This is a genomic window from Enterobacter sp. BIGb0383 (genome assembly GCF_003751845.1).
In the GTDB taxonomy this organism is placed as follows: Bacteria; Pseudomonadota; Gammaproteobacteria; order Enterobacterales; family Enterobacteriaceae; genus BIGb0383.
Window position 1 is genome coordinate 1,577,662 of the sequence record NZ_RJKQ01000001.1, and the last position, 17,736, is coordinate 1,595,397.

Consider the following 17,736-nt stretch of genomic DNA (forward strand, 5'->3'; position numbering starts at 1 on the left):
AGAAAATGAAAGTCATCATTGTTGAAGACGAGTTCCTGGCGCAACAGGAACTGAGCTGGCTGATTAAAGAGCACAGCCAGATGGAGATTGTCGGTACCTTCGACGACGGCCTCGACGTGCTGAAATATCTGCAGCACAACAAGGTCGATGCCATCTTCCTTGATATCAATATTCCGTCGCTGGACGGCGTTTTGCTGGCGCAGAATATCAGCCAGTTCGCCCACAAGCCGTTTATTGTGTTTATCACCGCGTGGAAAGAGCATGCGGTTGAAGCCTTCGAGCTGGAAGCGTTCGACTATATTCTGAAGCCGTGGCAAGAGTCGCGGATTATCACCATGCTCGGCAAGCTGGAAAATGCCTGGCAACAGCAGACGGCAGAGCCGCAGTCTGGACCGGTCGTGCGCGAAAACGATACGATCAATTTGATCAAAGACGAGAGAATTATCGTCACCAGCATCAACGATATTTACTACGCCGAAGCGCACGAAAAGATGACCTTCGTCTATACCCGTCGCGAGTCGTACGTGATGCCGATGAATATCACCGAGTTTTGCAGCAAGCTGCCGGCGGCGCACTTTTTCCGCTGCCACCGCTCATTCTGCGTGAACCTGAATAAAATCCGCGAGATCGAACCCTGGTTCAATAACACCTACATTCTGCGCCTGCGGGATCTCGACTTCCAGGTCCCGGTCAGCCGCAGCCGGGTTAAAGCGTTCCGGCTATTAATGAACCTGTAAAAAAGGCGCCGTTGGCGCCTTTTTCTCGTTACAGAACCTGCCCCAGCGTCTGACGCAGATGCGCGCCCGCGCCCAGCAGCCCCGGGTTATCGTGAACGATCAGATAAGCCGGAATATCCTGCACATAGGCTTTAAAACGGCCCTTGTCTTCAAAGCCGCCGCGGAAACCGGATGCTTTAAAGAACTCCAGGAAACGCGGGACGATCCCACCGGCGATATAGACCCCGCCAAAGGTGCCCAGATTCAGCGCCAGGTTGCCGCCAAAGCGTCCCATCATCACGCAGAACAGGGATAAGGCACGGCGACAGTCGATACAGCTGTCCGCCAGCGCGCGCTCGGTCACGTCCTTCGGCTGCAGGTTTTCCGGCAGACGACCGTCGGATTTGACGATGGCGCGGTAGAGATAGACCAGCCCAGGGCCGGACAGGACGCGCTCGGCGGAAACGTGCCCCAGCTCTGCGCGCAGCTGTTCAAGGATAATGGCCTCTTCTTCACTGTTCGGCGCATAGTCGACGTGTCCGCCTTCGCCTGGCAGGCTGATCCAGCGTTTATCCACGTGCACCAGATGCGACACGCCGAGCCCGGTGCCTGCACCGTAGACGGCAATCGGCTTACCTTCGACCGGCTCACCGCCGCCGAACTGGATCAGATGCTCTTTTTTCAGCATCGGGATCGCCATCGACACGGCAGTAAAGTCGTTAATAATTTCCAGATGGGCCAGGCCCAGGTTCTGTTTCATTTCGGCAATAGAGAATGCCCAGGTGTGGTTGGTCATCGCCACCCAGTCGCCGGTAATCGGGCAGGCAATGGCGATACTGCCATCCTCAACCGTCACATTCTGTTCCTGCAGATACACACGCACCACCGCTTCCAGGCTCGGGTAGTCCAGCCCGGAGTACGTTTTAGCGTGCGAAATATCACCGCTTTCCACATCGCACAACGCTAAACGCGCGTTGGTGCCACCAACATCTCCTACCAGGGCATACTTTGTCATTCTGCTGCTGCTCCGCAAGATTCCGAAAATCGCTTTGGCACACTGTAAATACAAGCCGACGTAACAACAACGCCCACCGTGCGACTACCCCGGAAATGTCGATCTCGATCACATTCCTCTGCGATTTACTTTACCGTTTCAGCTCACACAGCGCGAAGCCTGCATCATCCTCCGTTTCGTGCCTCCAGCGCACGGGTAACGGAACGCAGCAGCTCGGGAATATCCCTCTCCGGCAGCATCACCTCAATCAGGGCCAGCCCATCCACTTCTCGGGCCAGATTCAGGGCATGATTTAGCTGGGCACGATCCGCCACCTGCCAACTTTGCGCCCGCGACAGCGGCCCCAGCACCTGCGGGAGTCGCGTCCAGTCCCAGCTGGCGATATCGTTATAGCGCTGCGCCGCGCCGTGGATCGCCCGTTCGACCGTGTAACCGTGGTTATTAAGCAACAAAATCAGCGGCCGCTGACCGTCGCGCAGCATGGAACCCAGCTCCTGGATGGTCAACTGCGCCGCACCGTCGCCGATAATCAGCACCACCCGCTGCTGCGGGCAGGCCGTCTGCGCCCCAAAGGCTGCCGGTAACGTATAGCCTATCGACCCCCACAGAGGCTGAACCAGCATGCTGGCCCCCTCAGGTAATGTCAGCGCCGCTGCGCCAAAGGCAGCGGTGCCCTGGTCCGCCAGGATAATGTCGCCCGGACGCAAGAAGCGCTCCACGCTGTGCCAGAGGCTGATCTGCGTGAGGCGGTCATCACGCGCTTCAGGCAACGTCGGTGGGCGCAAATTCGCCGCCTCCCGAACAGGAAGCTCCCGGCACAGGGCAATCAGGACCTCCACCGCCTCCGCCATCGGCAATGGACTAAAGCGACGTTCGCCGACTCTGGCCGCACCGGGCTGGATATCCAGGGTTTTCTCTACAGGAAGGTGGTGGGTAAATCCGGCCGTCAGGGTGTCGCTCAGACAGACGCCGACACAGATAACGGCCCCGGCCTCTTCAATCGCCTGACTCACGGATGCCTCGCTGGCGGCACCGCTGTAAGTCCCGACAAAGCCCGGCCCCTGTTCGTTAAACAGCCCTTTGCCCATCAGGAGCGTGGCATGAGGCATCGGGGTCTGCGCCACCCACTCCTGCAGCCGCGACTGCAGGCCAAAACGAAGAGCCAGAAAATCCGCCAGCAGCGCCACGTTCTCGCTGCGGGACAGCATCTCCGACGCGGCATGGCGAAACGCCGCCAGCGTCGCGGCATCGGCGGGCTCCGCCGTCACGCTCAACGTGCCCGCAGGCGCGACCGCAGGTGCTCTGGCAACCTCTACCGGCAGCATCAGGTAGCCCGGCCGCCGGGTCATCCGCATTTCCCGCAGCACTCTGTCGATTTCACCGCAGGCATTCTGCACGCTCAGCGATGCCCGGGCGCAGGTAATGGGTTCACTCATATGATAAAAATGGTGGAAATCGCCATCGCCCAGCGTATGGTGCAGCAGCTCGCCACGCTGCTGTGCGCCGCTGTCAGGTGCCCCGACGATATGCAGCACGGGTACCGACTCCGCATAGCTCCCGGCCACGCCGTTGATGGCGCTCAGTTCACCGACGCCGAACGTCGTCAGCAGCGCTCCCACACCCCGGCAGCGGGCATAGCCGTCCGCCGCGTAGGCGGCATTAAGTTCGTTAGCGCAGCCCACCCAGGCGACAGTCGGATGCTCGATAACATGGTCCAGAAACTGCAGGTTGTAGTCGCCGGGAACGCCGAAAACATGTTCAACGCCGCATCCGGCAAGGCGATCCAGCAAATAGTCCGCAACGGTATACTCTTGCATAGCCCACTCCTTCAGACAGAAACCCTGAATTGAGTATCGGAGAAGTGTGACAGGTGTCCAGAAAATCATTAGTAAAAATGTGGAAATTTAATTTTACGAGGCTGACACAGACTGGCGGGAAGACGGCCATTAGTGTAAACGTATACATCTTCTGTGCTCTTGTCCTAAGGAAATAATATGGTTTATCAGGCCGATCCTCAGCGTTACCAGACAATGGACTACCGTCGCTGCGGCGACAGCGGCATCAAACTGCCGGCAATTTCACTCGGTCTTTGGCACAACTTCGGCGACGAAACGCTGGTAGAAACCAGCCGTCAGCTGCTGCACCGTGCCTTCGACCTGGGCATCACCCACTTTGATTTAGCCAACAACTATGGCCCGCCGCCCGGCTCCGCCGAGCGTAACTTTGGTCGTATTCTGCAGGAAGATTTTCTGCCCTGGCGCGATGAACTGATTATTTCGACCAAGGCGGGCTATACCATGTGGGACGGTCCCTACGGCGACTGGGGCTCGCGCAAATATCTGATTTCCAGCCTCGACCAGAGTCTGAAGCGGATGGGCCTGGACTATGTCGATATCTTCTATCACCACCGTCCGGATCCGGAGACGCCGCTCAAAGAGACCATGCGTGCGCTGGACCATGTCGTTCGTCAGGGGAAAGCTCTCTACGTTGGGCTGTCGAATTACCCGGCAGATCTGGCCCGTCAGGCGATTGAGATCCTCGAAGATTTAGGTACCCCCTGCCTGATTCATCAGCCGAAATATTCCATGTTCGAGCGCTGGGTTGAAGCGGACCTGCTCGATCTGCTGCAGGAGAAAGGCGTGGGCAGTATCGCGTTCTCTCCGCTGGCGGGTGGGATGCTGACGGATCGCTATCTCGACGGTATCCCGGCGGACTCGCGTGCCGCCAGCGGCAGCCGCTTCCTGAATGCCGACCAGCTCACCGAAAGCAAACTGAGCCGCGTTCGCCAGCTTAACGATATCGCACTGAGTCGTGGACAGAAGCTGTCGCAGATGGCGCTGGCCTGGGTACTGCGTGATAACAAAGTGACCTCGGTGCTGATCGGCGCGAGTAAAACGTCACAAATTGAGGATGCGGTGGGAATGCTGATGAACAGTCAGTTCACTACCCAGGAGTGTGAGGCCATCGAGGCGATTTTGCAGCAGGGCGAATAAGCCGTACTTGTGCAAAAAATGCTGTCCTTTACGATTTAAGAGTTACGCCAATTCGACGGGGCTTTACCGCCCCGTAATATTGCGTTAGCAGGCCACAGGCCTTTCGTGAAGGAGAGTCACTATGTTCAGGTCCCTGATTCTGGCAGCCATTTTGATGGCGTCAGCCCCGCTGGTTGCGAATGCTGCGGAAATCACCCTGTTGCCATCGGTTAAGCTGCAAATTGGCGATCGCGACAACTACGGTAATTACTGGGACGGCGGACGCTGGCGCGACCGCGATTACTGGCGAAGCAACTATGAGTGGCGTAAAAACCGCTGGTGGAAGCACGATAACGGCCGCCATCGCGGCTGGGACGATCGTCGCGCATGGGAGCGCGGCTATCAGGAAGGCTGGCGCGATCGGGACGATCGCCGTGGATGGGATCGTCCGGGACGCGGACGCGGTCATCACCATCGCTGATTTATCTGCAGCCCCGTCGCCCGCGACGGGGTTTTCACTTATAGCCCCAAAAATTAAACCAGAACCTTCAGTCCATGTTTCTGCACTACAGCTAACAGTTTCAGCGCCACTCCGCCTGGACGTTTCACACCACTTTCCCATTTCTGCACCGTTGAGACACTGGTATTAAGATAACGGGCAAAAACGGGTTGGCTGACGTTTAGCTTTTCACGCAAAGCTTTAATCTCAATGGGTTGCATACTATCCACATTGTTAAGGCATGCTTTATCAAAGTTGCGCATCGTTTCCTGCGGGATAGCATCAACACTGTATAACCCGGCAGCAGCGCTGTGGATGGCCTCAAATGCAGGACTTTTGAACTTACTTTTTGCAGTCATGGCAAATCTCCACCAATTCTTTACTCTTAATCAGCGCCATAATCTTTTTATCAATAAGAGCAGCATAGTGTTTCGCCAACTCACGAAATCCAGCCAGTTCGCGACTATCAATATTTGCCATGTCCTGTTTGGCATACAGGAACGTGTAAAACCAGTTCTCACCGCCTTTCGCCAGGATAATGGCGCGATCGCGATTCTGATTCAGCCGTTTCTTATAAACGCCCCCACCGAGGTCGTCAGCCTTTCCCTGCATTGCTGCCTCAATAGCCTGGCATAACTCACTATCTTTGATGGCGTGAGATTTAGCCGCCTTGCTGAACCATTTAGTTTTAAATACTCGCATCAGGCAAACATCCTGTTACCTTAACTATAGCACCAGGTGCCAGACTACTCGTCTTTTCTTACTGATGCAAACCAGAAGGACTCTCCCACTGCGCTGACGTCAATGGCTTCCTGCCACGGTCATGTCCAGCGCCGTGCCCACCAGCAGCCAGAGATTTAGTCCCACCACCAGCGCCACAATAATCCAGCCGATGCGTTTTACCCACGTTGCATTGACCAGGTCGCCCATCAGGCGCGCATCGCTGGTAAAGATCAGCAGCGGCACCAGCGCAAGAGCAATACCAAAGCTCAGCAGTACCTGGCTCATGACCAGGATCCGCGTCGGGTCCAGCCCCATCAGAATCACGATAAACGAGGGCAGCATGGTAATACTGCGCCGGAGCCACAGGGGAATATGGAAGCGCACAAAGCCCTGCATTACCACCTGTCCGGCCAGGGTGCCCACCACCGTTGACGACAGTCCGGCCGCCACCAGGCTCAGGCCAAAAATGGTCGCAGCAGCATGGCTCAGCAGCGGTTCGAGGGTTAAATAGGCCAGCTCAAGATCGGCCACGCCCGTATGACCATTAAAGTGAAATGCTGCCGCGGCGGTCGCCATCATCGCCAGGTTTACAAAACCGGCGATGGTCATGGCAATGCCCACGTCCCAGCGGGTTGCGGCATAACGTTCCCGTCGTTCTCCTCCATGGAGATGCTGAGTGAGGGACGAATGGAGATAAATCACGTGCGGCATAATGGTCGCCCCCAGCACGCCCGCCGCCAGGAAGACCGCCTGTGAACCCGGCAGCGACGGGATAATAATCCCGCGCGCCAGCGGAGCGAGCGCGGGCTGAGAGAAGACCAGCTCAACGATATAGGCGGCGGCAACAAACAGCAGCAGCCCACCAATCACCTTCTCCAGCGGCTTCTGCCCACGGCTTTGTAGCATCAGGATCAGGAAAGTGGCAATGCCGGTCAGAACAGCGCCCTGCAACAACGACACGCCGAGGATCAGCTTAAAGCCGATCGCCGCGCCGATAAACTCCGCGAGATCCGTCGCCATGGCGATAATTTCCGCCTGCACCCAGTAAAACCAGACCAGCGGACGCGGGTAGCGATCGCGAATATGTTCCGCAAGATTTTTCCCGGTGGCAATCCCCAGCTTGGCGGAAAGCAGCTGGATCAGCATCGCCATCAGGTTAGCCCATACCACCACCCACAATAGCTGGTAGCCAAAGCTGGCCCCCGCCTGGATGTTGGTAGCAAAGTTACCGGGATCGATATAGCCAATAGCGGCAATGAACGCTGGCCCCATCAGTGCCAGCCTTAATCTACGCGCTGTACGACCACTGCTCCCCTCAACGCGACTGTCGTTCATTTCATGCCTCTAATATAGCCTTTGCTATGTTTCATGCTATCAAAATGCGAATGATTATCAAGATCATTAAAAAGGGTTGTAGCGATTTCTCTGATAGGGGTTCACTTTTGGCTGGCGGGATGCTGATAAAATCGCAGCACGTTGCTAATGCGTTTTTACATGATATTAACATACACAGGTGGATTTTCACTTCTTTACGCAACATCACTAAAATGTATGTTTGTTTGTCTTTTTTGAATCTACTCACACCTTTTTATTATTGTGCGTTTCAGATCTCGTTTTCTTTGCACTTGTTACATAGAATGTGCACGAAAATTAAATCTGCCTCATATTTGGAGCAAATATGGACCGCGTTTTGCACTTTGTCCTCGCCCTTGCTGTGGTTGCACTGCTGGCACTGATTGTCAGCAGCGATCGTAAGCAAATCCGCATTCGTTTTATTGTTCAATTACTTGTGATTGAAGTATTGCTGGCCTGGTTCTTCCTGACCTCAGACGTCGGCCTTGGATTTGTAAAAGGCTTCTCCGAAATGTTTGAAAAACTGCTCGGATTCGCCAACGAAGGGACAAACTTTGTTTTTGGCAAAATGAATGATGAAGGTCTGGCCTTCTTCTTCCTGAAGGTGCTGTGCCCGATCATCTTTATCTCTGCACTGATCGGTATTCTGCAGCATATCCGCATTCTGCCTATTGTTATCCGCGCTATCGGCACCGTGCTGTCGAAAGTCAACGGTATGGGCAAGCTGGAATCCTTTAACGCCGTCAGCTCTCTGATTCTGGGACAGTCCGAAAACTTTATCGCCTATAAAGATATTCTGGGCAAAATGTCACGCAAGCGCATGTACACCATGTCTGCCACCGCGATGTCGACCGTATCTATGTCGATTGTTGGCGCGTACATGACCATGCTCGATCCGAAATATGTGGTAGCTGCGCTGATCCTCAACATGTTCAGCACCTTTATTGTGGTGCAGCTGATTAACCCGTACAGCGTTGATGAGAAAGAAGAAAACCTGCAGATGTCCAATCTGCATGAAGGTCAGAGCTTCTTTGAAATGCTGGGCGAGTACATCCTGGCCGGTTTCAAAGTGGCGATTATCGTTGCCGCGATGCTGATTGGCTTTATCGCCCTGATCGCCGCGCTGAACGCCCTGTTCGCGACCGTCTTCGGTATCTCCTTCCAGGGGATTCTGGGCTACATCTTCTACCCGATTGCCTGGGTGATGGGTGTGCCAGCGGGTGAAGCACTGCAGGTCGGCAGTATTATGGCGACCAAGCTGGTGTCTAACGAATTCGTGGCAATGATGGACCTGCAGAAACTTGCCGGTACGCTGAGCCCGCGTGCGGAAGGCATTCTGTCTATCTTCCTGGTCTCCTTCGCTAACTTCTCGTCTATCGGCATCATTGCCGGTGCGATTAAAGGCCTGAATGAAGAACAGGGTAACGTGGTTTCCCGTTTCGGTCTGAAACTGGTCTACGGCTCTACCCTGGTGAGCGTGCTGTCCGCGTCAATTGCCGCGCTGGTTATCCGCTAAACCCAACGCTGTAATAGAAAAAGCCGGGAAATTCCCGGCTTTTTTGTCAGCTCAGCGGCGTCGGCTTACCCAGCAAATACCCCTGCAGATAATCGACCCCCAGCGCCAGCAGCATCTCCCTCTGCGTTTCGGTTTCAACATACTCCGCCACCACCGACAGCGACTTCGCTTTTGCCAGCTCACAAATCGATTTCACAATCATCGCATCCATGGCATCGGTCGCAATCTCCTTCACAAAGCAGCCATCAATTTTAATGATATCCGCCTGCAGACGCTTCAGGCGCTCGTAGTTGGCGTAGCCGGTACCAAAATCGTCAATGGCAATTTTGCAGCCGTAATCACGCAGCATCTGGATATTTTGCACGCTGACTTCCGAATTAGAAAACGCCTGCTCTTCTGTAATTTCGACGATCACATTTTCGGCTCTGACGTTGTACAGGCGAAACAGCGCGATGATTCTGGCGGCGCTCTCTTTGTGCATGAGGGTAAAGGGCAGCAGGTTCACCGAGCAGCGAAACTGCGGATTCGCCTGGATCCAGCGGCACACTTTTTCAATCACCAGCATGTCAAAGCGCCTGCTCAGGTTAAACTGGGCAACGACGGGAATAAACCGGTCGGGCATAATGATCTCCCCGTCGCACACCAGTCGCGTGAGGATCTCATCGTATCCCTTCCCTGCCGCATCGCGGATCGGCTGGGCGTACAGCACCAGACCGTCTTCCGCCAGCGCACGTTTAATTTGCCCCAGTAGCAGAACACGTTCGGTGGTCTGCCCCGAGACGGTGCCCATACTGTTGTTCAGCGCCAGCACGCGCCGCGATTCACAGGCCTGCTCTGCCAGCCAGCTGAGCTGGCCCAGAGTATGGTGCAGATCGCTGTCGTTACCGTCGATGACATCCCAGGCAGCGCCGAATTCCAGCTCCAGCACCGCGTTGTGCCAGCCAAACTTGACGTGGTTCAGCATATTGACGATATGGCTCAGCCGCTGCGCCGTCTCCGGACCGTACAGCACCAGGGCGAGCTCACTTCCGGGCATCTGAAACGCCTTCTCTCCCGGCTGCAGCAGCGACTGAAGATGGCGAACGACCAGCCGCTTGCAGTGTACGCGCATCATCATGCCGTAGTGACGGCTCAGGAATTCAAGGTTCGCCATCCGCAGGCAGCAGAGGCTGGCCTGCTGAACATCCGTCAGGCTCGCCTCCAGCGCCCGCAGATTGGGTAAACCCGTCAGCGGATCGGTTAACGCCTGGGCGTGCCATTTCCGCCTAATCCGCTGGCTGTGCTGGAAAATGTTCAGCATGTAGAGCAGGCAGATAGAAAAGGAGATCAGCACCGACAGAACGAAGGCAAGCGCGTATTCCGTACTCACACCATGGAGGAAGTTGTTGTTACTGGCCAGCAACAGGAGCGCACAGAGAGCCCAGCTTAGCGACAGCACGGGGTAACTTAGCTTGCGGATACCGACGGTAAACAGAATAAAAATGATCGGTACCAGATAACCGGCAATATAGCCCGAGCTAATCGGCAGGCACAGCGCGGCCACGACCAGCGCCAGTCCGCAGAGCCAGGAGAACGCAAAAAGGCGGTTGCCGGGCAACAATAGCGTTCCGGTACTTTTTCGCCACAGCACTCGCGCATAGCGAGGATTCAGTATCACCCGCAGAGGAAAATAGAACAGCATAGTAAAAATGAGTACCGCGCCAATCAGGCTCTGCACGTCAACAATGGTGTATATCGCGGACGCAGAGGCAAAATACGGCGAGACGGAGACCGGGTAATCCAGGTACTCTCCGGTCAGGTACATCGTTCCTTTGAGCAGGATCGGCGCCACAAATCCGAACCAGAAAATGCGCTCTCCCATATGCCAGTTTGGCAGACCAAAGCGCCAGCGCGGCCCGAGCCGCCAGCGGACCACAACGCAAATGGCAAGAAACGCGGAGAGCTGACAAAACAGCAGCAGAGCGGCCTGAACCAGGGATAAGTCGAAATACCAGCAGTTGGTGATGGCAAAACCGATAATCAGCGGCAGCACGGCGTGACGCCCGAAAAGTAGCATCATTGACATCATGACGCTCATCGGCAGCCATGCCAGATGAATACCGTGATTATCAATAATGGCCTGCGGGGAGAGTGTGCGTGAGACGGGAATAAAAATAATGCACAGCAACAATGCCAGCGCAAACTTTCTAAAGTAAATCGAGTTATTGTTGCCCATTTCCGTTAAAAAACGACCTCATCCTGAGCGTTATCTGTGCGATGATAGTAGGTTTATTCATTCTGCGAAGCAAGTTACACAGGCGAATATCCCTTTGCGAAGGGCGGTTTTAGGATTTTCCTATCGAAAAACGTAATCTGCAGATATAAAAAACCCCCGCCATCGGGCGAGGGTTTAAATTTTGGTGGAGCTAAGCGGGATCGAACCGCTGACCTCTTGCATGCCATGCAAGCGCTCTCCCAGCTGAGCTATAGCCCCACAGTATGTTTACGCACAAATTCTGATGGGAGCAGAATTTGGTGGAGCTAAGCGGGATCGAACCGCTGACCTCTTGCATGCCATGCAAGCGCTCTCCCAGCTGAGCTATAGCCCCGTTGCGTAAAGCCTGTCGTGTTGACGGGCGGCATAATATGAATTCCGCCCGCGAGTGTCAACGGCAAAATTGAATCATTCCTTTCAACCGCTGAAAAAGCAGACAAATGAATCACTTTGCGACGCAGCCCGTAGCCTTGAGTTAAACCGGTCACGTTTTCACGTAAAATGATGTTATAAAGTAATCCATTAATTCCCCCACCACGACTCAGGATTTGGCATGATCAAGGAGAGAATGACGCCGGAGGAGCTGGCAAGGCTCACGGGCTATAGTCGACAAACCATTAATAAATGGGTGCGAAAGGAGGGGTGGGAAACCTCACCAAAACCGGGCGTGCAGGGAGGAAAAGCGCGTCTGGTTCACGTCGACGATCAGGTTCGTGAATTTATCCTCAGTGCCCAGCGTGACAGTAATGATACCCCCAGCTATCCACAGATTGCCGTTAATGACTCCGCTTTTGACGCCCTGCTCATCTCTCTTGCAAAGGAGATGACGGATGTGGAGCAAAAACAGCTGACCTCTCTGTTGCTACGCGAAGGTATCTCAGGCTTGTTACAGCGCCTGGGCATACGTAGTCAGCAGTCATGAACAGGTTACGTAGTAAAATGACCACGGCGGAACTGGCCGACTGTCTGGGCGTCGCACGCCAGACGATTAACCGCTGGACGCGCGAACGGGGCTGGAGCACCGAGCCGATTCACGGCGTTAAAGGCGGACGTGCCCGGCTTGTTCATATTGACCAGGACGTTAAAGACTTCCTCGCCAGTACCACCGCGATCCATCAACAGAGCCAGCACGATCGGGCCGATGAACAGCGACAGGACTACGCCAGTCGCCCTTTAAACCCGGCGCTAAATCAGATTCACATCGCGCTGGATAATATGACGCAGGATGAACAGCAGCAGCTGGCACAGCTACTGCTCCAGGACGGTATTTCGGGCCTGCTGCTGCGTCTGGGGATCCGTAATCAGACACTATGAACAGACTACCGGATAAAATGACCACCGCCGAACTGGCTGACTACCTGGGCATCGCACGCCAGACGGTTAGCCGCTGGACGCGGGAACAGGGCTGGAGCACGGAAGCGATTCCAGGCATCAAAGGTGGCCGTGCACGCCTGATTCATATTGACCAGAACGTGCGGCATTTCCTGGCGAATACCACCGCGTTACGCCAGCAAACGTCCCGGGTCGAAGAGCCCCGCCTGGACTACCTTTCTGAATCCGACAGTCAGGCGCTGCGGCAAATTACCCATGCGCTGCATAATATGACGCCGGATGAACAGCAGCGGCTGGCGCTGCTGCTGGTCAGAGAAGGCCTTCACGGCTTCCTGCATCGTCTGGGTATCGGACAGGCAGAATAAAAAAACGGCAGGGCACAAGCCCTGCCGTTTTTGTCTGGCGAAAGCGAACTTACTGCTGCGCTTCACGCTCGGCGATAAAGCCCAGGGCCTTGTTGATACGCTCAACGCTGCGGGTTTTACCGATCGCATGGACGGTGACATCCAGCCCAGGAGACTGACCGGCACCGGTCACGGCCACGCGCAGCGGCATCCCCACTTTACCCATCCCCACTTCCAGCTCGTCGGCGGTCGCCTGAATCGCCTGGTGGACATTTTCCGCCGTCCAGTCGCTCAGTGCGGCCAGCTTATCGCGCACCACTTCCAGCGGCTGACGCGCAACCGGACGCAGGTGTTTTTTCGCAGCATCGGCGTCGAACTCGGCGAAATCTTCGTAGAAGTAACGGCAGCTTGCCGCCATCTCTTTCAGGGTCTTGCAGCGCTCACCCAGCAGTTTCACCAGCTCGGCCAGCTGCGGGCCATTGCGGGTATCGATATTTTCCTGCTCGATATGCCACTGCAGATGGGTCGCCACATATTCCGGCGCCAGGGTATTAATATAGTGGTGGTTCAGCCACTGCAGCTTTTCCGTATTGAACGCGCTGGCAGATTTGCTGACCGCGCCCAAAGAGAACAGCTTGATCATCTCTTCACGGCTGAAGATTTCCTGATCGCCGCTGGACCAGCCCAGACGCACCAGGTAGTTAAGCAGCGCTTCCGGCAGATAACCGTCGTCGCGATACTGCATGACGCTGACCGCACCGTGGCGTTTAGAGAGCTTTTTACCGTCGTCGCCGTTGATCATCGAAACGTGCGCATACACCGGCACCGGTGCATTCAGCGCTTTCAGAATGTTGATCTGACGCGGGGTGTTGTTGATATGGTCTTCGCCACGTACGACGTGGGTAATTTCCATATCCCAGTCGTCCACCACGACGCAGAAGTTGTAGGTGGGTGCGCCATCGGTACGGCGGATGATCAGGTCATCGAGCTCCTGGTTACTGAACTCGATCGGGCCACGGATCTGATCGTCGAAGATCACCGAGCCTTCCTGCGGGTTAGCGAAACGCACAACACAGGGTTCATCATCGGCATGGTGGCTGTGATCGTGGAGGCAGCGGCCGTCGTAGCGCGGCTTTTCACCTTTGGCCATCTGCTCTTCACGCAGGGTGTCCAGGCGCTCTTTCGAGCAGTAGCATTTATAAGCCGTGCCGACCTTCAGCATCTCATCAATCACCGCGTTATAGCGGTCAAAACGTTTAGTCTGGAAATACGGACCCTCATCCCACTCCAGGCTCAGCCAGTTCATGCCATCCATGATGGCATCGATAGCCTGCTGGGTTGAGCGCTCAAGATCGGTATCTTCAATACGCAGCACAAACTCACCGCCATGATTGCGGGCGAAGAGCCAGGAGTACAGTGCAGTGCGGGCACCACCGACGTGCAGATAACCGGTCGGGCTGGGCGCGAAGCGGGTTTTGATTTTCATGAAAAGGCCTTACGTTGATAAAGATGCCGACAAGCGGCAAGTTCTGTAAATCTTCAGTGGGCAATATTCTATCACCGTGGGCTAATTCCTCAATCTTGTTCCCGATTTCTGCTGCTTTCCGGCTATTTTTGTTTAGAAATCATGCTCCGCCGCCTGCATCATCGCCGCATTGCCTAATTTTACGACGAACAAACAAAATCTTTAGAAAATGCGTTGACTCATTTTCAACTCTCCCTATAATGCGACTCCACACAGCGGGGGTGATTAGCTCAGTTGGTAGAGCACCTCCTTTACACGGAGGGGGTCGGCGGTTCGAGCCCGTCATCACCCACCATCTACTTCGGTAGGCTCCGCAGTGTAGATAAAGATTTGAGACATGGGCGATTAGCTCAGTTGGTAGAGCATCTCCTTTACACGGAGGGGGTCGGCGGTTCGAGCCCGTCATCGCCCACCATATCTCAGAACGTTATCGTAGCAGTACCGAAATGGGTGATTAGCTCAGTTGGTAGAGCACCTCCTTTACACGGAGGGGGTCGGCGGTTCGAGCCCGTCATCACCCACCATTCGGGTCGTTAGCTCAGTTGGTAGAGCAGTTGACTTTTAATCAATTGGTCGCAGGTTCGAATCCTGCACGACCCACCAATGTAAAAAAGCGCCCTAAAGGCGCTTTTTTGCTATCTGCGATTTGAAAAATATTTCCACGTCAGTGGTTTTACTTAAAGCCATATTTATCACCAAAAGCCTTCCAGAATCCATCGCTAAAAATCGCCCTTACGCAAATCAAAACAGTAATAAAACACTATATTTATCAGTCGTTAAACCGCGTTACACGTATCCATAATTTATCCTTAATGTGCCGATATTATCCATCCTGCGTTTTTGCGTGAACGCCATTCAAGTCGGGCGCGATTAGGCCGATAACACTGTTTTATGGCAAGAAAGGAGATTGCAATGACAACTATTTCAACAACGGCAGCATCCGCACAAAGCAGCAGCACTGGCAGCAGCCAGGCCTCCAGCGGGAATGATATTGCTTCACAAATCAGTCGAGTGACGCAGCAGATCACAAAGCTGACTCAGCAGCTGAAAGACGTCGCCAATGGTGAGGGCGCCGCTGAAGCGAAGCAGAAACAGGCTCAGATTATTCAGTCCCAGATTCAGATGCTGCAGGCTCAGCTGGCCCAGCTTCAGCGCCAGCAGGCTGAAGAAGCTCAGCAAAAGCAATCGCAGCAGCAGGTTCAGCAGGGCAAAACAGAAGGCGTTAACAAGCCTTCCGACGAACATCAGATTGATATCTATATCTGATTAAACAGCGGATCGTCCTCACGGGCCTGGTTTAAACACCGGGCCTGTTCTCTCACCACATCCCACAACGCCTGCGCGGCCCCCGACAGCGAGCGATTTTTGCGTCGCACCAGCATGATTTTGCGCTGCACCTCCGGCACCAACCGTTTGACCACCAGCTGGCTGCCCTGGGGCAGAGGTAGCGCCAGGGCGGGCAGCACGCTAATACCAATTCCCGCCTCGACCATCGGAAAGAGCGTTGCCGGATGACCAATCTCCTGCACAATGCTGGCCTGCACGCCAAAATGAGATAATGCGGCATCAATAAGCGGCCGACTTCCCGACGCATAATCCTGTACCACCAGCCGCGCGCCTTCTAACGCCGACCAGGACACATCCGCCAGCGATGCCCAGGGGTGATCGTTGCGGCACAGCAGGAAGAAGGGTTCCTGCAAAATCTCTTCAATCTCCAGATCGCCTGCCGGACCGGGATCGATAACGATCCCAAAATCGACCTCCCCGTGACGAATACTTTCCAGCACCCACTGCTGAGGCCTGTCGTGAAGGACAAAGTCAATTTCCGGGTAAAGCCGGTTGCTGCTGGCAATACACTGGGGGATAAGATGCGCGGAGATCGTCTGGCTGGCCGCAACGCGCACTGTCCCGGTCAGCTGCTGCCCCACCCGACCGGCTTCGCGCAGGGTGCTGCTGAGCTCTTCCAGCAGCCGTTCAAGCCGCACCGCCAGCTGCTGGCCAGCCTCGGTCAGTACCACTTCCCGGGTGGTGCGATCCAGCAGCCGCACGCCGGTTTGCCGCTCCAGCTCTTTAATGCTGTGGCTAACGGCGGACTGGCTCAGGCCAATCATGTCCCCTGCCCGACTAAAGCTTTTGGCCTGCGCGACCATAACAAACACGCGTAGCTGACGTATGGAGTAATTCATTTGATAAATTCATGAATGGATGCAATAAATCAATTTTATTTCTCAAAGTAGAATAAGCACAATAGCAACATCGACTTTGTGGAGTGCCTATGAACATCTTTCGTATTCTCGATCCCTTTACGCTGACCCTGGTAGCGGTCGTCCTGCTGGCCTCCTTCTTCCCGGCAACCGGCGGATTTGTCCCCTTTTTCGAAGGGCTGACCACCGCCGCCATCGCCCTGCTGTTCTTTATGCACGGCGCAAAACTGTCGCGTGAGGCGATTATTGCCGGGGGCAGTCACTGGCGGCTCCATCTGTGGGTGATGTGCAGCACCTTTATTCTCTTCCCGGCGCTGGGCGTGCTCTTTGCCTGGTGGGCACCGATTAACGTCAGCCAGGAGCTGTATACCGGCTTCCTGTACCTCTGTATCCTGCCCGCCACAGTTCAGTCGGCTATCGCCTTTACGTCGCTTGCGGGCGGTAATGTCGCGGCGGCGGTCTGCTCGGCATCGGCATCCAGCCTGCTGGGTATTTTCCTGTCACCTCTGCTGGTCGGGCTGCTGATGGATATGCACGGCGCGGAAGGCAATCTGGAGCAGGTGGGCAAGATTATGCTGCAGCTGCTGCTGCCGTTTGTGCTCGGTCATCTCTCCCGTCCGTGGATCGGCGACTGGGTGTCACGCAATAAAAAATGGATATCAAAAACCGACCAGACATCGATTCTTCTGGTGGTTTACTCCGCCTTTAGTGAAGCGGTGGTGAACGGTATCTGGCACAAGGTGGGCGTGGGGTCGCTGCTGTTTATCGTGGTGGTCAGTATCGTACTGCTGGCGATTGTGATTGCGGTGAATATATTCGTTGCGCGCAAATGCGGCTTTAACAAGGCGGACGAAATTACGATTGTCTTCTGCGGGTCGAAAAAGAGCCTCGCCAACGGGATCCCGATGGCCAACATTCTGTTCCCGACCTCGGTTATCGGGATGATGGTGCTGCCGCTGATGATTTTCCACCAGATCCAGCTGATGGTCTGCGCCGTGATGGCGCGACGCTACAAACGTCAGGGCGAAAAACTGGCGCAGGAGCAGGCCCGCGCCGTAAAAAGCTGAGGTTACTTCTTGAGGGGCTGAACCAGGTGGCTCAGCCCTTCGCTTTTAATCAGCAGCGTGACGGCCATCAGCTCGCCAAGCTTGCCCGCCGGAAACTGGTCCTTGCGGGCAAACCACAGCAGATACTCTTCCGGCACATCGATCAACCTGCGGCCTTTGTATTTACCAAAGGGCATCTCGGTATTGGCAATCTCAATCAGCTGCGTCTTATCCATT

Annotated in this window: 18 protein-coding genes and 6 tRNA genes; 13 read left to right on the forward strand and 11 right to left on the reverse strand. The window is 55.1% G+C overall.

Annotated features, from left to right (window positions below; translation table 11 throughout):
* Positions 1–5: 5 nt before the first annotated feature.
* A complete protein-coding gene (locus EDF81_RS07495) occupies positions 6–737 on the forward strand; it encodes a LytTR family DNA-binding domain-containing protein (protein ID WP_123347450.1) in 732 nt (243 codons plus the stop codon).
* Positions 738–765: 28 nt separating this feature from the next.
* Here EDF81_RS07495 and glk read toward each other — a convergent pair whose 3' ends face one another.
* Together glk and EDF81_RS07505 are read right to left on the reverse strand one after the other, a co-directional pair.
* Entirely contained in the window at positions 766–1,731 is a 966-nt protein-coding gene (gene glk, locus EDF81_RS07500) for a glucokinase (RefSeq protein WP_123347451.1), read from the reverse strand.
* Positions 1,732–1,895: 164 nt separating this feature from the next.
* Positions 1,896–3,548 (reverse strand): alpha-keto acid decarboxylase family protein, encoded by a 1,653-nt coding sequence (locus EDF81_RS07505; RefSeq protein WP_123347452.1) that lies wholly within the window; start codon positions 3,546–3,548, stop codon positions 1,896–1,898.
* Positions 3,549–3,725: 177 nt separating this feature from the next.
* On the opposite strand from EDF81_RS07505, the gene mgrA reads away from it, so the two are divergent.
* On the forward strand, positions 3,726–4,724 hold the full coding sequence (gene mgrA, locus EDF81_RS07510; RefSeq protein ID WP_123347453.1) for an L-glyceraldehyde 3-phosphate reductase: 999 nt from the start codon (positions 3,726–3,728) through the stop codon (positions 4,722–4,724).
* 121 nt (positions 4,725–4,845) lie between these two features.
* Complete coding sequence (locus EDF81_RS07515) at positions 4,846–5,184, forward strand: DUF2502 domain-containing protein (RefSeq protein WP_123347454.1); 339 nt, start codon at positions 4,846–4,848, stop codon at positions 5,182–5,184.
* A 53-nt stretch (positions 5,185–5,237) separates the two neighbouring features.
* Here EDF81_RS07515 and EDF81_RS07520 read toward each other — a convergent pair whose 3' ends face one another.
* The 3 genes from EDF81_RS07520 to EDF81_RS07530 form a co-directional block, all read right to left on the reverse strand.
* Positions 5,238–5,561 carry a DNA-binding transcriptional regulator gene (locus tag EDF81_RS07520; protein ID WP_123347455.1) on the reverse strand — a complete coding sequence of 108 codons (324 nt, stop codon included), beginning with the start codon at positions 5,559–5,561 and terminating at the stop codon, positions 5,238–5,240.
* The gene (locus tag EDF81_RS07525) at positions 5,545–5,904 is read right to left on the reverse strand and encodes a type II toxin-antitoxin system RelE/ParE family toxin (protein WP_123347456.1); all 360 of its coding nucleotides are present in this window, start codon (positions 5,902–5,904) and stop codon (positions 5,545–5,547) included. The genes EDF81_RS07520 and EDF81_RS07525 overlap by 17 nt, the downstream gene beginning before the upstream one ends.
* A gap of 99 nt (positions 5,905–6,003) precedes the next feature.
* The gene (locus EDF81_RS07530; RefSeq protein WP_123347457.1) at positions 6,004–7,260 is read right to left on the reverse strand and encodes an Nramp family divalent metal transporter; all 1,257 of its coding nucleotides are present in this window, start codon (positions 7,258–7,260) and stop codon (positions 6,004–6,006) included.
* A 343-nt stretch (positions 7,261–7,603) separates the two neighbouring features.
* Here EDF81_RS07530 and EDF81_RS07535 point away from each other — a divergent pair, with 343 nt between their 5' ends.
* Positions 7,604–8,794: a NupC/NupG family nucleoside CNT transporter gene (locus tag EDF81_RS07535; RefSeq protein ID WP_123347458.1), complete on the forward strand. Its 1,191-nt coding sequence runs from the start codon at positions 7,604–7,606 to the stop codon at positions 8,792–8,794.
* 46 nt (positions 8,795–8,840) lie between these two features.
* Here the strand turns inward: EDF81_RS07535 and EDF81_RS07540 are convergent, their stop codons facing one another.
* The 3 genes from EDF81_RS07540 to EDF81_RS07550 form a co-directional block, all read right to left on the reverse strand.
* Positions 8,841–11,009, reverse strand: coding sequence for an EAL domain-containing protein (locus tag EDF81_RS07540; protein WP_123347459.1), 2,169 nt, complete (start codon positions 11,007–11,009; stop codon positions 8,841–8,843).
* Positions 11,010–11,191: 182 nt separating this feature from the next.
* Positions 11,192–11,267, reverse strand: a tRNA-Ala gene (locus tag EDF81_RS07545).
* Between the two features lie 39 nt (positions 11,268–11,306).
* A tRNA-Ala gene (locus EDF81_RS07550) sits at positions 11,307–11,382 on the reverse strand.
* A gap of 219 nt (positions 11,383–11,601) precedes the next feature.
* On the opposite strand from EDF81_RS07550, the gene EDF81_RS07555 reads away from it, so the two are divergent.
* Genes EDF81_RS07555 through EDF81_RS07565 form a run of 3 tightly spaced genes read left to right on the forward strand, consistent with a single transcriptional unit; the run spans position 11,602 to position 12,745 of the window.
* On the forward strand, positions 11,602–11,970 hold the full coding sequence (locus tag EDF81_RS07555; protein WP_123347460.1) for a YfeC-like transcriptional regulator: 369 nt from the start codon (positions 11,602–11,604) through the stop codon (positions 11,968–11,970).
* The gene (locus EDF81_RS07560) at positions 11,967–12,362 is read left to right on the forward strand and encodes a YfeC-like transcriptional regulator (RefSeq protein WP_123347461.1); all 396 of its coding nucleotides are present in this window, start codon (positions 11,967–11,969) and stop codon (positions 12,360–12,362) included. The genes EDF81_RS07555 and EDF81_RS07560 overlap by 4 nt, the downstream gene beginning before the upstream one ends.
* The gene (locus EDF81_RS07565; protein WP_123347462.1) at positions 12,359–12,745 is read left to right on the forward strand and encodes a YfeC-like transcriptional regulator; all 387 of its coding nucleotides are present in this window, start codon (positions 12,359–12,361) and stop codon (positions 12,743–12,745) included. The genes EDF81_RS07560 and EDF81_RS07565 overlap by 4 nt, the downstream gene beginning before the upstream one ends.
* Before the next feature lie 49 nt (positions 12,746–12,794).
* Here EDF81_RS07565 and gltX read toward each other — a convergent pair whose 3' ends face one another.
* Entirely contained in the window at positions 12,795–14,210 is a 1,416-nt protein-coding gene (gltX, locus tag EDF81_RS07570) for a glutamate--tRNA ligase (protein ID WP_123347463.1), read from the reverse strand.
* Between the two features lie 258 nt (positions 14,211–14,468).
* Between gltX and EDF81_RS07575 the strand changes: the two genes are divergently transcribed.
* The 5 genes from EDF81_RS07575 (at position 14,469) to EDF81_RS07595 (ending at position 15,515) form a co-directional block, all read left to right on the forward strand.
* Positions 14,469–14,544, forward strand: a tRNA-Val gene (locus EDF81_RS07575).
* Between the two features lie 44 nt (positions 14,545–14,588).
* Positions 14,589–14,664: transfer RNA gene (locus EDF81_RS07580), tRNA-Val, on the forward strand.
* A 33-nt stretch (positions 14,665–14,697) separates the two neighbouring features.
* A tRNA-Val gene (locus tag EDF81_RS07585) sits at positions 14,698–14,773 on the forward strand.
* A gap of 3 nt (positions 14,774–14,776) precedes the next feature.
* A tRNA-Lys gene (locus tag EDF81_RS07590) sits at positions 14,777–14,852 on the forward strand.
* Between the two features lie 309 nt (positions 14,853–15,161).
* Positions 15,162–15,515: a FlxA-like family protein gene (locus EDF81_RS07595; RefSeq protein ID WP_123347464.1), complete on the forward strand. Its 354-nt coding sequence runs from the start codon at positions 15,162–15,164 to the stop codon at positions 15,513–15,515.
* Here the strand turns inward: EDF81_RS07595 and EDF81_RS07600 are convergent.
* The gene (locus tag EDF81_RS07600) at positions 15,506–16,435 is read right to left on the reverse strand and encodes a LysR family transcriptional regulator (RefSeq protein WP_123347465.1); all 930 of its coding nucleotides are present in this window, start codon (positions 16,433–16,435) and stop codon (positions 15,506–15,508) included. The genes EDF81_RS07595 and EDF81_RS07600 overlap by 10 nt on opposite strands.
* Before the next feature lie 89 nt (positions 16,436–16,524).
* Between EDF81_RS07600 and EDF81_RS07605 the strand changes: the two genes are divergently transcribed.
* Entirely contained in the window at positions 16,525–17,520 is a 996-nt protein-coding gene (locus EDF81_RS07605) for a bile acid:sodium symporter family protein (RefSeq protein WP_123347466.1), read from the forward strand.
* 2 nt (positions 17,521–17,522) lie between these two features.
* Here EDF81_RS07605 and EDF81_RS07610 read toward each other — a convergent pair whose 3' ends face one another.
* The gene (locus tag EDF81_RS07610) at positions 17,523–17,735 is read right to left on the reverse strand and encodes a DUF3820 family protein (RefSeq protein WP_123347467.1); all 213 of its coding nucleotides are present in this window, start codon (positions 17,733–17,735) and stop codon (positions 17,523–17,525) included.
* Position 17,736 lies beyond the last annotated feature (1 nt).

Bases quoted from the DNA above. Each gene is read 5' to 3' on its own strand.
- EDF81_RS07495 (WP_123347450.1), top strand. From the start codon at position 6: ATGAAAGTCATCATTGTTGAAGACGAGTTCCTGGCGCAACAGGAACTG.
- glk (WP_123347451.1), bottom strand. From the start codon at position 1,731: ATGACAAAGTATGCCCTGGTAGGAGATGTTGGTGGCACCAACGCGCGT.
- EDF81_RS07505 (WP_123347452.1), bottom strand. From the start codon at position 3,548: ATGCAAGAGTATACCGTTGCGGACTATTTGCTGGATCGCCTTGCCGGA.
- mgrA (WP_123347453.1), top strand. From the start codon at position 3,726: ATGGTTTATCAGGCCGATCCTCAGCGTTACCAGACAATGGACTACCGT.
- EDF81_RS07515 (WP_123347454.1), top strand. From the start codon at position 4,846: ATGTTCAGGTCCCTGATTCTGGCAGCCATTTTGATGGCGTCAGCCCCG.
- EDF81_RS07520 (WP_123347455.1), bottom strand. From the start codon at position 5,561: ATGACTGCAAAAAGTAAGTTCAAAAGTCCTGCATTTGAGGCCATCCAC.
- EDF81_RS07525 (WP_123347456.1), bottom strand. From the start codon at position 5,904: ATGCGAGTATTTAAAACTAAATGGTTCAGCAAGGCGGCTAAATCTCAC.
- EDF81_RS07530 (WP_123347457.1), bottom strand. From the start codon at position 7,260: ATGAACGACAGTCGCGTTGAGGGGAGCAGTGGTCGTACAGCGCGTAGA.
- EDF81_RS07535 (WP_123347458.1), top strand. From the start codon at position 7,604: ATGGACCGCGTTTTGCACTTTGTCCTCGCCCTTGCTGTGGTTGCACTG.
- EDF81_RS07540 (WP_123347459.1), bottom strand. From the start codon at position 11,009: ATGGGCAACAATAACTCGATTTACTTTAGAAAGTTTGCGCTGGCATTG.
- EDF81_RS07555 (WP_123347460.1), top strand. From the start codon at position 11,602: ATGATCAAGGAGAGAATGACGCCGGAGGAGCTGGCAAGGCTCACGGGC.
- EDF81_RS07560 (WP_123347461.1), top strand. From the start codon at position 11,967: ATGAACAGGTTACGTAGTAAAATGACCACGGCGGAACTGGCCGACTGT.
- EDF81_RS07565 (WP_123347462.1), top strand. From the start codon at position 12,359: ATGAACAGACTACCGGATAAAATGACCACCGCCGAACTGGCTGACTAC.
- gltX (WP_123347463.1), bottom strand. From the start codon at position 14,210: ATGAAAATCAAAACCCGCTTCGCGCCCAGCCCGACCGGTTATCTGCAC.
- EDF81_RS07595 (WP_123347464.1), top strand. From the start codon at position 15,162: ATGACAACTATTTCAACAACGGCAGCATCCGCACAAAGCAGCAGCACT.
- EDF81_RS07600 (WP_123347465.1), bottom strand. From the start codon at position 16,435: ATGAATTACTCCATACGTCAGCTACGCGTGTTTGTTATGGTCGCGCAG.
- EDF81_RS07605 (WP_123347466.1), top strand. From the start codon at position 16,525: ATGAACATCTTTCGTATTCTCGATCCCTTTACGCTGACCCTGGTAGCG.
- EDF81_RS07610 (WP_123347467.1), bottom strand. From the start codon at position 17,735: ATGGATAAGACGCAGCTGATTGAGATTGCCAATACCGAGATGCCCTTT.